Below are 15,857 nucleotides of genomic sequence, written 5' to 3'. Positions count from 1 at the left end.
TGGTTTTTTCTTAAAGAAGAAAAGGTAGGAAGCAATGCCCTTAAAACATAAAACTATCTTGACGGTTAGTGCCGCGCTGTCTCTGGCTTTCGGGGGACTGGCAAGTGCGCCGATTGCGGCCGCGGAAGCGGTGTTTACCCCGATACCACAAGCGCAGATGAAAGCCGTGTGGACTGATTCTGTAGAAACTGGTGGTGAAGGAGCCAACGGTCCGCTAGAAAAAGTGCTTGATGGGGATACCAAATCCTACTGGCATACCGTTTGGTATCAAGGTACAGGCAATAATGAAATGCCCCATAAATTCATTATTGATTTGGGTAAAGAAGTCCCAGATTTAGGGCGAGTAACTTTAACCCCGAGGCAAAGTTCCAATGGCTCGGGAAGGGCACGCGAATATGAGATTGTCAGCTACACCGATGCCAACTGCGCCGATAAATCCAAAGCAAAGGATTTAGCCCCGGCTAAGACCTTAGCGACCGGCGAGTTTGAAGAAAATCCTGGGGATTTAAGCGCCAAAAATATAGATTTTGCTCCGGCCCCTGCCCGCTGTGTAGGGGTAATTTATAAGAGTGCCTGGGGCGGTCAAGCCGGAAGCAGCGAAACCGTTGGTTCTTTGGCGGAGTTCAATGCCGCTACCGTCAGCGGATATGAACCACCCGCTCCCCCCGCAGCTGAACCAGAAGTTAAAATTCCTAACCCTGGCGATAAAATCACCATTACCGATGGCACGTTATCAGCCGACTTACAGGCAGGATTTCCCCAAGTTATCGCCTATCACCTGCAGGGCAAAACCCTACCGGCAAATGTGGGGCCTGCTTTGAAACAAGTACGCATTAATGAACAGATGCGAACCGTCTCCTTGCTTTCTGCCGCGACAAAGACCGCTGATAGTGCAACCTATAAGCTAAAAGTTGGCGGCTTAGAAGCTACTTTGACAGTAAAGATTTCCCTGGCTAAAGGTAATCTGCGCTGGGAAGTAACCGCGATTGATGATCCTAAGAATCAAGTAGATCGCCTGGCAGTACCAGGGCTGAATCTGGTCAGCGTTGCCGCTGCTAAAGATGGATCCCTAACAGTTGCCAGTGATGGCACTAATCGAACAAAGAACCCCGACACTACCTGGAAAATCGCTAAGCAAAAGGTAGGGCGCGCCAGTGGATATATGGCGGCGCTTAGCAACAGCGAACTAGCTGCCGGGCTGGTCTCGAATGCGATCAGCGACGACTATGCCGACAGTATTCAAGACGGACGCGAAGCAACTCGCTGGGTAGCAACTACCGCCCAAGCAGAGGCGGCTACCGCGGGTAAAACCACAACGGTAGGCTCGCTTACTCCCGCCTCCTGGGTGGTGTGGGGCACTAATACCCGCAGCGGGAAAATCGGTAAAGATCCCAATCCGTTCGCCCAGGTACGTGTGGTTAGTGACGTAAACGGTGACAGCGCGGTGGACTGGCAAGACTCTGCCACCGCTACCCGCGCCCTCATGGTGGAAAATAAACTACCTAATGGTTACGGCGATACCAAGAACCGGGTGATTACCCGGATTCCGTTCAATATTGTCTCCCAAGCTACCCATCCATTCTTACGCACTCTAGACGATACTAAACGCATCAGTTTAGAGACTGATAACCTGGGGCAACACGTATTGCTCAAAGGTTATCAAGCAGAAGGGCATGACTCTGCCCAAGGAGACTATGCCGGACATTACAACCAGCGGGCAGGCGGTTTCACCGATTTGGTGACCATGACTAAAGGGGCGGAAAACTATAACGCCGACTTTGGGGTACATATCAACGCCACCGAATCCTACTCGGAAGCTAAGTGTTTCAATGATGGTACCAACCCCGCTACCGTTACCGATGAATCATGTGTTATAAAAATGCCGCCCCAGGCGGCTTGGGGCTGGATGAACCAGGCATACTATATGGACGATAACGCGGACCTGGCGCAGGGACGGGTAATTAAGCGTTTCCAGAAGTTCCGGGATGAACTGACTGAAGCCGGGATTGCTGACCGTTTCGATTGGCTCTATTTTGACGTATTTTACGGCAAAGGATGGCGTCCTCAGCGTCTAGGTGCAGAGCTGCAAAAACAAGGCTGGGAAATCGGCTCTGAATGGGCTTGGGCATTCCCGGATACTTCTTTATGGTCGCACTGGGCAAACGATGAAAAGTATGGGGGATACAAAGAAAAAGGTTTGAACTCGACCTTAATTCGTTTCGTGGAAAACAGTTGGCGCGATTCCTGGAATCCAAATCCGCTACTAGGCAATGCTAATGTCGTGGAATTTGAAGGCTGGACTGGTCACACCGATTATGGCAAGTTTATTAATAATGTGTGGCAACGTAACCTTCCCACCAAATTCCTGCAACAATCAGACATTAAAACCTATCAGCTGGGACAAAAAGCAACTTTCACCAACGGAACCGAGGTTACCTCTAAGCGTGCCAGTATCGGCGGTACTGATTTGGGGACCGACCGAGTAATAACCTATGACGGCGCTACCGTATATACGGGCGGAAAATACCTGTTGCCCTGGGGTGAAAAAGATGGAATCGGGGCAGCTAAATCTGCCGGAGACAAACTGTACCATTACAACCCGGCTGGGGGCACTAGCACCTGGACACTGCCGGGTCACTTTAAGAACGTTACCTCCTTCCATTTATATGAGCTCACTGCTACCGGAAGGGTAGATAAAGGAACCGTGAATGCCAGTGGGGGCAGTATTTCCCTCTCGGCCAAGGCAAATACCGCCTACGTCCTCTATCCGCAAAGCGCTCCTAGCCAAGCAGGCCCCAACTGGGGGCAGGGCAGCGGGATTAAAGATCCCGGGTTCTTCTCTGGTACCTTAAAATCCTATGAGACCAGTGGAAACGTTAGTATTGAAACCAGTAGTCGCGGCAACTTCCAGGCTCTATTAGGTGAGGGCGCGTCCTCCCTATCCCAAACCCTTACTTTGCCTAAGGGAGACTATTCCATGTGGGCCTGGGTCGAGGTACAGCCTGGTCAAGAGCGGCAAGTAGACGTGAGTATTAGCGGTAACGGCGTTAAAGCTGTCGGTAACCAAAAAACCATTGATGGGAAAGTTGCCACCAGAATCACTAAATCTACTGCGCCTAACAAGACGGCTTCAGATGAAAAGTTCCAAACCTACTTCCAGCGGGTACGGGTAACTTTCCACAGTGAGGGTGACCCGGTTACTTTCCAGGTGGCAGCAGCAAAAGGAGCCGCAAAAGTCCGTGTCGATGATTTGCGAGTAGTTAAATATAGCGCTCCGGTAGATAACGACAAAACCGCGCAAACCGTCTTCTTTGATGATTTTGAGGACGTAGATACCGGTTATTGGCCTTTCGTTACCGGCGCTACTCAGGGAGGAGACGCTCGCACCCAGTTGGCTGAACGTCACTCTCCCTATTCCGACGCCGGCTGGTGGGGAAAGAATAAACAAGGTCAAGTTGTTGCCCACGGTAAACAAAGTGACAATGTGCTGGCCGGGAAATGGTCGCTGCTGGCGCATGAAGAAAATGCGGGGCAAATTTTGCGCACTATCCCAGCTGCAATAAAGTTTGAACCAGGACATAAATACCGGGTTTCTTTTGCCTACCAGCAGGCCTACGCGGGTGAATATCAGTTTAGTTTAGGCCGGGACTGGCTGCTTGACTCGCAGATTAAGAGCTCTACGGTGCAAACTAAAGATATTCCCGAAGCGAAAGGTAAAGGAGTAGGGGGCAAAGGAACCCAAATCTTTTCCACCGAATTTGTTACCTCCACCGTAGGGGACTACTGGATTGGTATTAATAAAGTCGGCGGGCTTCCCGGGTCCGATTTGACCCTAGATAATATCCGGGTGGAAGACCTAGGGAAAGCTGAGGTGTTGCCCGGTAATGCCGATCCGGCAATCCAAGCAGCCCAGACCGTATCTGAAGGGCAAACCTTTACGGTACAAACCAATACCGAGTTCTTCGAACCGGGTAACCCTGGAAAAATTACCGACCTGAAAACTACTCTCAGCGCTCCAGAGGGCTGGAAAGTCACTAAGAAGAGCGAACCTAGTGGGGACAATATCGCTCAAAATTGGGAGGTTAAGGCTCCCCAAGGGGCGACAGATGGAGTATTGACCTATAAAGTTTCCTATCAGGTTGATTCCGATGGCACGACCAGAGAAGTAAGTGTAGCCAGGAAAGTTAAAGTTCTCCGCTCGGTTCGCGACGGCGAAAACTATCTCTCTGATTTGCCCTGGAGTAATGAAGAGAACGGTTGGGGCCCGGTCGAAAGAGACCAAGAAAATGGAGAACAAGGACGAGGCGACGGTACCCCAATCAAGGTGGGAGGCAAAGAATATCCCAAAGGTATCGGTGCCCATGCACCAAGTAGCATTACCTTTGATTTGGCGGGTAAATGTACCCGGATGAACGCAATCGCCGGGGTGGATGACACTCAACCAAACGGCTCCGTGAAGTTTATGGTGATCGGAGACGGGAAGATCTTATTTGAATCCCCGCAGGTAGTTACCAAAGCGGGGGGAGCAAATAAAATTGACCTTGATATTACCGGGGTGAAATCCCTGATTCTAAAGGTGACTGACGGTGGTAACGGCAACGGTAACGATCACGCCGACTGGGCAGATGCCAAAGTTACCTGTAAGGTTGAGACTCCTGCCGCGCAGCCTCCCAGCTTGAAAGACGTAGTAGCAGAGGCTAAACCGGGTACGGCTGCCACTTCGGATGCTCCTACTTTCGTTGACGAGGACGCGGACACCGTTACCCCGCCGGCGGGCGTGAAATTCAGCTTCGCGAATCTGGACAGTCAGCGGCACTTGGTGCAATCGCGCGAAGCGGTTAAAGCTAATGGTGATATCTATATTGATAGCGCCACTGGGCAGGTAACCTATCTTCCTTTGGCTTCAGAAGCCGGAAAGTCTGTGAAGATTCCGATTCAAGCTAGTTATGTTCAGGCAGATGAAACAATAACTATCCCTGGCAACGTAACCTTTAACGTGGCGGCAAATGAAGAAACGCCCGGTAAAATCATTGAGGTTACTCCAATAGCACCGGTAGCAACCGATCCGGGCAGCTGCGCGAAGAAACCATTCGTGGAGATTCCCGTGACCAAAGGAGTCAAATACCTGATTGACGGTAAAGAGGTGGCAGCCGGTAAGCACGAATACGCCTACGGAAAGCAAATTACTGTTACCGCCCAGGTTTCTGATACCAGCAGCTATCGTTTTGTGGCGGGAGCAGTAACCAAATGGACTTTCCAGGCTATGGCTCCTGAGGGATGCGAGGAGGCACCGGGCAATCCAGATAAAGATAAGCCGGGTACCGGAAAACCGGGAGCTACCGATAGGCCGGTAACTCCGCCTACAGATACCCCCGCTAAACCGGGTAAATCTAATAGCGCGGGGACAGGAAATAAGACCGCTAACTCGCGCGGGGGGAATCTAACTAGCACCGGTACTTATGGCGGAGCATTTGCCATAATTGCATTAATGCTGATAGTTGCAGGTAGTAGGGTTCGTAACCGTCGTTTAGAGTCATAAGGTTAAGATCTCTACCCGGTTCTCCTAGTAGCAGCTGCGGCGGCGTGGAATCGATGCGAAAGCATAGAAGAAACCACGCCGCCGCAAAAAGCTAATAACCGCAGATGCAAATAGTTTTGGGGGCGCTGGATTAATCCAGCGCCCCCAAAGTTTTCTCTTTTCCTATAAAGTCCCCGTTTGTAACTGCAAATAAACAGACGTATAGGCGCTAATCCTTAATTGCGGCATTGAACCAGCTAGTAATACTGGTGGGATGGGTAATCGCGGTGCCGACTACTACCGCCCAGGCTCCCGCCTCCATAACTTGGCGTGCCTGCTGCGGGGTGTGTACTCGTCCTTCACATAGCACTGGAAACTCTGGGAATTCCGCAGTCATTTGAGCCAGTAGCTCAAAATCCGGTCCGGCAGTTTTGGGTCTATCTCCCGTATATCCCGCCAGAGTGGTAGATAAAATATCGGTTCCTGCTGCAGCTGCTTGCCGAGCATCCTCGATACTTCCGCAATCGGCCATCACCACTATGCCCTCATCATGCAGGGCAGCAACAGTTTCCCCATAAGATAGACCATCGGGACGCGAACGGCGGGTAGCGTCTAGCGCCACAATATCGGCTCCTGCCATTGAGCAGGCGCGAGCGTGACGCAAAGTAGGCGTGATAAACACGCCCTCGTGCCCCTCTTTCCAAATCCCTAAAACCGGGATTTCAACCTGTCCTTTAATCGCAGAAATATCCGATAAGCCCTGACAGCGAATCCCTACGGCGCCACCTTGCTCAGCGGCTAAAGCTATTTGTGCCATAGTTTCGCTGTGCCGCATCGGTTCGCCCACATAGGCTTGTACGCTAACGATTAATCCCCCTTTAAGGGACTGGATTATTTGATTCATGATTATCCTAGATTCGTATTTGCCCAAATAGCTGCACCTATTAGGGGAGCATTTCCTCCCAGGGTGCCACTGATTAGGGGAGTGTTCTTTACGGGGGTGAGGGCATCGGCCCCGAAGCCCGCTGTTACTGCCTGCCACCATTGCTTACCGGAATGAGTAACCGATCCGGAAACTATAATGGCCTGCGGATCGGCCAAGTTGCAGATACCGGCCAGGGTTTGTCCTAGGGCATATCCCGAGTTATAGATAACCTGGGTTGCCCAGGCTTCTCCTTTTAGGGCGCGCTCGGTGATTTCGCGTCCGCTTTGCGCCCGCGGGAGATCAGCCGGTTTATCCCGGTTATACAGTTCTACTTGACCACTGCCGGAAGCCACGGTTTCGATATGACCTTTGGCTCCACAAGAACAGGTTAAACCGGTAGCTAACGGGTGGGGTAGATGCCCAATATGGCCGGCGGCACAGTGCGCTCCAAACTGGACTTGACCATTGATAACTAGCCCGCCTCCCATACCGGTTCCCACCGCTGCGGCCAGGATAGAGGAATAGTCTTTACCGGCTCCTAGGGTTGCTTCCCCGAGGGCGTGGGAGTGCACATCATTGAGGACGTAAACTTCCGTGTTGAAAGCTGCCTTTACCTGTTTTGCTAGTTCGGTTCCCGCCCAGCCTTTAATCAAATCGGTAGCAGAAATAACCGTTCCCTGCTGGGGGTCAATCACGCCCGCAGCAGAAATGCCGATTGCCTGGATTTGGGTTATGCCATCGGCGGCAGCTGCCTCTTTAGCGTGACTTAGCGCTTCGATAATGGCGTCTACTACTGCCACGCTACCCTCACTGGCGGGGGTAGGCCGCGAATAGTTCGCCGACACTGTCCCTTGGGCAGTATTAACTACCGCGGATGCTATCTTAGTGCCGCCCAAGTCGGCGACGAGGATATAGCTCATTTTAAGAGCCCTACCTGCTCAAGTACGGCGCGTACTCGTTCAACATTTTCCCCTTCGAGGGCTTTAACCGGTTCGGTAACCTGGTTGGTGTTGAAAACTCCCAGCAGTTGCAGGGCAGTTTTGAAGCCCCCTACTCCCGCTCCGTAGCCTTGAATGCCGCTCGGTACTGCGGTAATCCGCATTAGGCGAGCTAAATAGTCTTGTTCCTTCCGTACGGTTTCCCAATCCCCGTTCTGGTAGGCGCGCCATTGGCGGACGTAACCCTCGGGATCTACATTTCCCAGGCCGGGTACGCATCCGTCAGCCCCGGACATATAGGCGCCATCAACCACGACTTCGTGCCCTGTTAGGAGGGATAAGGGGCGGCCGCAATCGCGATTTTCCTGGCAGAGGAAACGGAAAGAAACGTCGTCACCGGAAGAGTCTTTTACGCCGGATAACACCCCGTCTTTGCCGAGGCGAATAATTAAATCTACCGGCAGTTTAACGTGTACACATACGGGGATGTCGTAAGCGAATAGGGGCAGGTCAATGGCCTGGTGAATCAAGCGGAAATGGCGTTCGATTTCCGCGAGCCCCCCTAGAGCATAGAAGGGAGCGGTAGCCACAATCGCATCTACCCCGAGTTCTTTTGCTTCTTTGGCGTGTTCAATAACCCGCATAGTTTCGGTATCGATACAACCGCCCAGTACTGGAACCCGATGATCTACGATTTCAACGGCAGTTTTTAGGACTTCCCGGCGCATTTGGTCGGTTAGGAAGGCTACTTCCGAGGAGGAACCGAGGACGAATAAGCCGTCTACTCCGGCTGCAATCATCCGTTCTAGGTGGCGCTTATAGGATTCTTTATCGAGTTTGCCGTCCTTGGTTAGTGGGGTAACTACCGGGGGGACAATACCGGAGAAATCAGTCATTTCTTTTCCTTTTTACTTAGTGGATTTATCTGTTTTTAGAGTACTCGACTGGGAAGAGGGCTGCTTAAGCAAGATTGTCACAGTAGAAACATCATTGCCTCTCTGCTTGGGTAGGGCTTCCGCAGCTCAAATCCATCGTTAGTTGTCTGACACTTCGAGCATAATTCATTGATTCGGCTGACGCAAGGGTTTTGAGGGTATTCTTTATATTTCCTTGTTAATAGCTATTTAAGGGTTGAGTGCTAGTGGGTGAAAAAATTATGTTGATGTAAATTGTCAGATAAATTACTATTTTTTCTATGTACACATTGAAGTCGCAACGGTAAAGTGACACTCGAAACTCAAGTAGTTACCTAATCCCAATGACGAGAAAGCTGTAATTAAATGAAAACTGAATTTGGTACTGCGAACTGGATAGTTTTGATTGCATACCTAGCGGCGATGTTGGCGGTAGGTGCTTATTTCACTAGGCGTGCCAGTAAAAATACAGATGCCTTCTTCAAAGCAGAAGGAAAAATCCCGGCCTGGGCAGCGGGATTCAGTATGTATGCCACAACTTTGAGCGCTATTACTTTTATGTCCACTCCCGAGCAAGCATTCAACAATGACTGGGCTTACGCTATCGGATCCTTGAGCATCATGATGCTGACTCCGGTATTTATCAAGTTTTATATTCCTTTCTACCGAAAACTCAAGGTAACCACTGCATATGAGTATTTAGAGGAACGATTCAATCCGGCGATGCGAGCCATTAGTTCCCTATTGTTTATGATTTACCATATCGGTCGCGTGGCAGTGGTCATCTACCTGCCTATTATTGCAATTACCTCTGTTTCCTCTATTAATCCCATCGTCGTGGCGGTAATCGTTGGGGGACTGTGTATCGTTTACACCTTCTTAGGTGGCATCGAGGGCGTGGTGTGGTCCGATGTAATCCAAGGATTCCTATTATTAGGGGGAGCTCTCCTGGTGTGCATTATGGGCATATCCGCACTAAATGGCGGGTTTGGCGAGTTCGTTAGTTCAGCTGCCCATGACGGAAAGCTACTGTCAGGACAGAACTTCCAATTTGAACACATGGACAAGTTTGTACCGGTGATTTTGCTAGGCCAACTGGCTAACACGCTTTACCAATACACCGGAAGCCAAGATGTGGTGCAGCGCTACCAGGTAACAAAATCTATTAAAGAAACTGAAAAAGCCTTATGGACTAACTTCTTCCTGGGGCTAATCACTATCCCGATTTTCTTTGGTATGGGCACAATTCTTTGGTCTTTCTACGCCGATAATCTCCCAGAGATTCTAGAAAAGAATACTGCTGGTCTGGTTCCCTATTTCGTGATTACTCAGTTGCCTGCCGGGATTGCCGGCCTAGTAATTGCCGGTATTTTTGCGGCTGCACAATCAACTATCGCTTCAAGTCTGAACGCTATCTCCAGTTGTGCGGTGACTGATTTTAAGCAGCGTTTCTTTGCGAACCGCTTAAAAGGTCTGTCCGATGTGGCACTAGCAAGGATCATTATTGCGATTTCCGGGTGTTTCTCTCTGGCGGTGGCGATCTATTTCCTATTACATGATGCGAATGAAACCTGGAATATCTTCCTTACAGTTTCCGGGCTGTTCGGGGTACCGGTAGCGGGGATTTTCTTTATCGGAATCTTCACAAAAAGGGCGAACTCAGTAGGCGCTATAGCAGGGCTTATTATCAGCGTATTGGTGGGAGTAGGAATGAAATTTTTCCTGCCAGAAGGGTCAATGTTTGCTTCCGCGTTGATGATAGCTTTTATTGCCTTCGTATCTTCTTTGGTATTTTCCTATCTGATCAGTCTAGTATTTCCGAAAGCCAATAAAGAAGTTACGGGACTTACCTATACCACCATTGATGAGGAGTATGTTCGTCCGGTGGCCTAGAAGCTCCGCTAATATTAGCTATCCATTCAAATAAATGTAAGCAGATAAGTCTTAAATGCCTTTTAGTGAAGACAGCTAGTCGGAATAGTTGTTGGCAGTGCTCTGCTTTTCTTCGGTACATATAGCCAAGAAAAGCAGAGCACCATAGCAAGGAGTAAAAATGCTTAGTTATCTGGTAGCGGGAAATCCTACGCGCCCTCTAATTATTTTGGTTCATGGAGTAGAAGATTGCGCGATTGCCTGGGCGGATTATATTGACCATTTAAAGTCCCGTTACCTAGTGGTTTCAATAGACCACAAAGGACACGGTTTTTCGCCTCGATTTACCGACCAAGAGCTAGAAGATCCTTTCGAGGCTTCATATTCTGCCCTGGTGCACGCGGTGCAATTTATCGAAAAAACCTTTGGTAAAAAAGCTATTTTCGTGGGGCATTCTATGGGAGGCGCCCTCGTTACCAAACTGGCTGCGCGTCACCCGGAACTGGTGGCAGGGGCGGTAGTAGAAGATCCGGCGTGGCTGTCGCAAACCTACCGTCAAAACTATGTCACTAATATTCCAACTGCTCTTAGCCAACTTGAATCCTGGCAAGACCCGATGGTGGCCTATGACTGGGGGAGAAAGCGGCGTCCCTGGTGGCCGGGGGATACCATGATTGGTTGGGTTTTTGGAAAGCTCCGGGCAGATTCAGGACTGATAGGAACCGGAGTGGTTAGTTTTAACGAAAACTGGCAAGACTTGGTGCAAGAAATTACGGTTCCCCTGGTGGTGGTTTCATCCGATCAAGAATCAGATATCGTAGGGAAAACCGGGTTAGCACAAACCGATGCTTTAGCTAATCGGAATGTGAAAACAGTTTATATTCCCGGCTGTGAACATACGCTACGGCGCAACAAACCCCAAGAATTCAACCGGTTAATAGATCCCTATCTGATTAAATGGGCGGAAGCGGAAGAAAACCGTAGTTAGGGGAGAGGGGTTGTAGCGATACTCGCCCTCATGGCAGGAAGTACAAAACTGGCTTAATCGGGCAGAGCCTCAATGGATTCTATTAAAGGAGAATAGTGGTCTTGTACCGCTGCCATGTATCCCAATGCATCCCCCGCTTCAGCGGCTTTGAGCATAGCTCCATGCGCCTTAGCAGTTGCTACCATATTTTCTTTCTCGGCAGCCGGCAAGACAGGAAGCACCGACATGTGCACCAGCCAGAGGGTGTTCATTAGTTCTTCCAGTAGGACGTTGTTCAATTCGGACACTAGACCAGTGTGAAACTCTATGTCCTCTACTAAGTATTCCTGACCGTTACGAGCTTTTTCCACCATAGTGTCAACTAGCTGATGTAAGTGAGTTAGCTGCTTTCCAGCCACTTTCATTACTATTTCACGGGCTAACCCAATATCAAGAGTATGGCGAACTTGCACCACTTCTTTTAAGGAAGTCAGGCTGGTAGATTTTAGCGAAGAACGCAACACCATCATTTGGGCAAGAGGACGTAAAGACATTTCTCCCACGTAGGTTCCGCGTCCTTGGTGAACGGTAACAATATCTAAAGCCTGTAATTGCCTTAAGGCTTCGCGCACGGAAGAACGGGAAACCCCTAAGCGTTCACACAGTTCATTCTCCGTAGGTAGTGGATCCCCTGGTCGTAAATGCTCTTCAAGTATGAAACTTTCTATCGCAGCCAGGGTACCTTTAGACCGTGAGCGAGGATTCTCTAAGCTCTTTTTGTTATGTAGTAAGCGCCGGTAATCGTCCACTGTGGAAACTGATTCGGGGGTAACTGTCTTGTCCATATGATTCCTCTATTGCAACTGCGCTCATCTAGTAGAATACCATTCCTCATAGAACGGTAGTTGTCTGATGACAGCTGTGCTACAGAGCCTAGTAAAGTGATGTAATACTCTTTCACTTTGTAATGCGGATAAGTCAAAAACCGCCCCTTTTTTGCAGGTTTGCAACGAAAAAGTTGATGGTATTAATGCTTGAATGCTCTATTGAGTTTAGCTTGACCTAGTGTTATGTTAAACTTGTCTGGTGACTGAGTTCCAGTCAAGTTTTCGGGGTGATGGTGCTAGCCGATTTTACTTAGACCAGGACATCATCTGGAACAGTCGATTCTACAAAAGGGGTAAACCGTGAATTCGTCCGATGAATCAATCGCGCAAACGAATAAGGTAACAAGTAAACGAGTAATTTGGGCAACTTTCGTGATTGCTCTTGGAGGGCTGCTTTTCGGATATGACAGCGGAGTTATCTCCGGTGCTCTTCCCTCGATGACGAAAGACTTTAACCTGGACGCTATTCATTCAGGAATGGTGGTTAGCTCCCTGGTAGTAGGGGCAGCTATTGGAGCGCTTAGTGCCGGGAGAGTATCTGATCGTTTCGGCAGACGGCCGGTATTAATTGCGGCATCAGCAATCTTCGTATTGGGGGCAATTATCGCGGCTTTTTCCCCCAATGTTCCGGTAATGATCGTGGCGCGGGTAATTCTCGGTTTAGGGGTAGGTACTGCTTCCAATATCGTTCCGGTGTTTATTTCGGAACTAGCTCCCGCCCATATTCGCGGACGCTTGGTATCGCTCAACCAACTGATGATTGTGACCGGAATTATGATTGCTTATATCGCGAACTATGCACTGCACGGCGTAAGTCACGATTGGCGCTGGATGTTCGGGATTTCGATAGCTCCGGCGCTGCTATTTGGTATCGGTATCATCACTCTTTCGGAGTCACCGCGTTGGCTGGTGTTAGATGGGCAGGTCGATAAGGCACGGCAAGTTCTGCAAAGCGTTCGGGAAAGTCAAAACGTTGAGGACGAGTTAACTGAAATTGAGGCTTCGATTGGCGGGGAACAAGGAAACGTAGGTTTTCGCGCCTTGGGGGAGCGCCGGTTGCGCCGAGTATTAATCGCCGGAATCGGTCTGCAGATTCTAGGACAGCTAACCGGCGTGAATGCAGTGGTATTCTATGCCCCCACTATTTTTAAAGGAGCAGGTCTAGGCGATAGTAGCGCAATTCTAGCTACCGTGGGTATGGGGGCGATTAATATCGTTGCCACCTTCATCGGTATGGCATTAGTAGACAAGATTGGGCGTACCCGACTGCTGGCCAGTGGCTCTTTCCTAATGACCATCTTCCTAGCTGGGTTGGCGATTGATTTAGCTATAGGCGGTCAGGGAACTACCAGTGCAATTATTGGTTTAATTTGCGTATTTGGCTATATCGCGGCAGTTGCCTCCACCTTGAACGTGGTAGTGTTCATTATTGCTTCCGAGCTTTACCCCCTGAGCGTTCGCGGTACCGCGATGAGCTTAACTATCGGCGTGAACTGGACCATGAGCTTTATCGTCTCCCTAACTTTCCTTAGCCTATTTGAAACCTTCGGTGGCCCGGGAACTTTCGGGGTCTACGCGCTAACCTCCGCCGCGTTAGGGATTTTTGCGTTGAAAGTTATCCCGGAAACCAAAGGTAAAACCCTAGAAGAAATTGAACGAGACTACGCCAGCTAACGCGCGAAAAGTTAAGGTAAATACTATGGAAAAGACAATTCCAGAAGGTCAGATGCTGGCCTATACCATGGTCGGAGCTGCAAATAGGTCACTGATTATCGCTACCCACGGGGTTACCGATAATGCGTCCTCGTTAGCTGGCTTACAAGTATACTGGTCAAATGATTACCGCGTAGCCTGTGTAGACGCGCGTGGTCATGGGCTGTCGCCTCGTTTTAGCCGCGAAGCCCTGCTTGACCCGCTGGCTACCGAAGTCGCCGATATGATATGCACGATTGAGCACCTTAATGCTGGCGAGCCCGCTATATTAATTGGGCACTCAATGGGGGCAGCGGTGATGAGCGCGGTAGCGTTCTGGCGACCAGATTTAGTTAAGGCCTTGATTTTGGAAGAACCTGCCTGGCTAACGCCAAAGCAGGCTACCCAATACAAAGAAGGCGCAGCGGAACTGGTGAAACGAATTAAAAGGATGCGAGCCGAACCGGCCGCGGCATTAACGGAAAACCGCAGAGACTATTCCAGCTGGTCGCTCGCGGAAGCTTGCGGCTGGTTACAGGGGAAACTGCAAGTCGATTTAGATTTTGTTGCCATCGGTGAAGTTAGCCCGAGGCAGCCTTGGGAACAGATTGCCCGCTCGCTCAACATGCCGACCTTGCTGATTACCTCCGATGGTGAGGACGTGTTGATAGGACCGCAGCGGCTAAAAGAAATCGAAAACCTGGGCAACAACAACTTAAAGACGGTGATTCTTCCGGGAACCCGTCACTGCGTACGCCGTGAAAAAGAAGGCGAGTTCTATGCCCTATGTGACGATTTCTTAGCCACCCTAGATCATTAGAGTTTCAACGGAGAAGAGAATAATGGATAGCAAAATACTTTTAGATTCCGAGATAGCCGCGGTTCTTGACACAGTTCCACCCCAAATGGCGTGGGATCCGCCGGCAATGCGGGCAGCAGGCGAGAAGATGCTCAGTGGCGAGATTGCGCTACCTGCCGGTATCATTCGGGAAATAGTGCAGGTGGAAAGTAAAGACGGTTACCAGGTTGAACTGCGAGTATTCCGTCCAGAAAACCGCGAACCGCAAGGGGTTATCTACAGCATTCATGGTGGGGGAATGATTGCGGGGCAAGCTCGCTATGATGATGGCTGGAACGGACAGCTAGTGGCAGAAACTGGCCAGTGCGTTGTTAGCCCCAACTATCGTCTCGCCCCCGAGAATCCCTATCCTTTGCCATTACAGGACTGCGTGGCGGGCTGGCAATGGGTGAAAGCGGAGCTTCCGTCGCTCCCGAGCGTAATGTATGGAGATAGCGCCGGAGGTAATCTGGCGGCAGCAGCAACCTTATTCAGTCGCGACCATGGGATAGCACTTGCTGACCGAGTGTTTCTAATTGAGCCAGTTTTAGATGATCGGCTGGAAACAGTCTCTATGCAAGGCGGACAAGACACTCCGGTATGGGATTTGCCTAACGCTAAAGCCAGTTGGAAAGCCTATCTTGGTGGAGGGGAGGCTGATATTTATGCGGCTCCCGGCAGAGCCACTGACTTATCGGGATGGCCGGAAACTTTTCTGGTAGCCAACCAATGCGATCCCTTGCGAGATGAAGATATTAGATTTGCGCAGACACTAACGGAAAGTAATGTTCCGGTGCGCCTAACGCTGCTTCCAGGCACCTGCCATGGTGTATTAGGGCTGCAAGGCCCGGCGATTGCCCAGCAGGCACGCGAACTGGTGATTAACGCGCTAAAATCAGCGGGGATTTAGCGCCTAGCGGCACTTGCTGCTTGTTTGGATTACTTAATCCCAGCAGCCCTAAAAAGGCAGGTACTTTTTCAACGCCATAATGGAAAATGCGGTGGAAATCAGAACTATTGTGGTCTCTCTTACTTTTGCCTAATCTGGTTTGACCCGTGGGCGTTGGGGCGGTAACTTTGTATTCGTTGCTGAGCGACGAAGCCGGCGGGAAGCGAGTTTTCCGCCGATTATTTTTTGCTCGCAACGAATCCTGATCGGCCAGTTTGGTTGGTTTGTGGTTTGGTTGTTTGTGTTCTCGATAGTGTGTTTTTTGTTTTGTTTGTGTGGGATTGAGCTGGGCTTGCTTGCTGTTTTTGGTGGGTGGGTTTGGTTTTTTCTGTTTTTTGTTTTTTTGATGCTGATGAT

At 50.1% G+C, this 15,857-nt stretch carries 11 protein-coding genes; 6 read left to right on the top strand and 5 right to left on the bottom strand.

Going from position 1 to position 15,857, the window contains the following annotated elements:
* The first annotated feature begins 34 nt into the window (after nt 1-34).
* Nucleotides 35-5,539 (top strand): endo-alpha-N-acetylgalactosaminidase family protein, encoded by a 5,505-nt coding sequence (locus tag E6072_RS03165; RefSeq protein WP_316693671.1) that lies wholly within the window; start codon nt 35-37, stop codon nt 5,537-5,539.
* Between the two features lie 208 nt (nt 5,540-5,747).
* On the opposite strand, the gene E6072_RS03160 is transcribed toward E6072_RS03165, so the two are convergent.
* The 3 genes from E6072_RS03160 to E6072_RS03150 are packed head-to-tail and all read right to left on the bottom strand — an operon-like array spanning nt 5,748 to nt 8,277.
* The gene (locus E6072_RS03160; RefSeq protein WP_288335899.1) at nt 5,748-6,422 is read right to left on the bottom strand and encodes an N-acetylmannosamine-6-phosphate 2-epimerase; all 675 of its coding nucleotides are present in this window, start codon (nt 6,420-6,422) and stop codon (nt 5,748-5,750) included.
* 2 nt (nt 6,423-6,424) lie between these two features.
* Complete coding sequence (locus tag E6072_RS03155; protein WP_316693669.1) at nt 6,425-7,363, bottom strand: ROK family protein; 939 nt, start codon at nt 7,361-7,363, stop codon at nt 6,425-6,427.
* Complete coding sequence (locus E6072_RS03150) at nt 7,360-8,277, bottom strand: dihydrodipicolinate synthase family protein (protein ID WP_316693668.1); 918 nt, start codon at nt 8,275-8,277, stop codon at nt 7,360-7,362. Before E6072_RS03150 ends, E6072_RS03155 begins: the two co-directional genes overlap by 4 nt.
* A 384-nt stretch (nt 8,278-8,661) precedes the next feature.
* Here E6072_RS03150 and E6072_RS03145 point away from each other — a divergent pair, with 384 nt between their 5' ends.
* A complete protein-coding gene (locus E6072_RS03145; protein ID WP_288335896.1) occupies nt 8,662-10,188 on the top strand; it encodes a sodium:solute symporter in 1,527 nt (508 codons plus the stop codon).
* 160 nt (nt 10,189-10,348) lie between these two features.
* On the top strand, nt 10,349-11,155 hold the full coding sequence (locus E6072_RS03140; protein ID WP_288335895.1) for an alpha/beta fold hydrolase: 807 nt from the start codon (nt 10,349-10,351) through the stop codon (nt 11,153-11,155).
* Nucleotides 11,156-11,208: 53 nt separating this feature from the next.
* On the opposite strand, the gene E6072_RS03135 is transcribed toward E6072_RS03140, so the two are convergent.
* Nucleotides 11,209-11,979: a FadR/GntR family transcriptional regulator gene (locus E6072_RS03135; protein WP_288335894.1), complete on the bottom strand. Its 771-nt coding sequence runs from the start codon at nt 11,977-11,979 to the stop codon at nt 11,209-11,211.
* 342 nt (nt 11,980-12,321) lie between these two features.
* Between E6072_RS03135 and E6072_RS03130 the strand changes: the two genes are divergently transcribed.
* Genes E6072_RS03130 through E6072_RS03120 form a run of 3 tightly spaced genes read left to right on the top strand, consistent with a single transcriptional unit; the run spans nt 12,322 to nt 15,461 of the window.
* Nucleotides 12,322-13,695: a sugar porter family MFS transporter gene (locus tag E6072_RS03130; RefSeq protein WP_288335892.1), complete on the top strand. Its 1,374-nt coding sequence runs from the start codon at nt 12,322-12,324 to the stop codon at nt 13,693-13,695.
* 25 nt (nt 13,696-13,720) lie between these two features.
* Nucleotides 13,721-14,533: an alpha/beta hydrolase gene (locus E6072_RS03125; RefSeq protein ID WP_316693666.1), complete on the top strand. Its 813-nt coding sequence runs from the start codon at nt 13,721-13,723 to the stop codon at nt 14,531-14,533.
* A gap of 22 nt (nt 14,534-14,555) precedes the next feature.
* Complete coding sequence (locus E6072_RS03120) at nt 14,556-15,461, top strand: alpha/beta hydrolase (RefSeq protein ID WP_316693665.1); 906 nt, start codon at nt 14,556-14,558, stop codon at nt 15,459-15,461.
* Here E6072_RS03120 and E6072_RS03115 read toward each other — a convergent pair.
* The coding region (locus tag E6072_RS03115; protein WP_316693664.1) for a hypothetical protein at nt 15,433-15,857 on the bottom strand (425 nt) is incomplete at its 5' end. The genes E6072_RS03120 and E6072_RS03115 overlap by 29 nt on opposite strands.

It is taken from the genome of Varibaculum cambriense (assembly GCF_032557235.1).
GTDB classification, from domain to species: Bacteria; Actinomycetota; Actinomycetes; order Actinomycetales; family Actinomycetaceae; genus Varibaculum; species Varibaculum cambriense_C.
The sequence above is the reverse complement of the archived record's forward strand: the minus strand, read 5'-3'. Positions and strand labels throughout refer to the sequence as shown.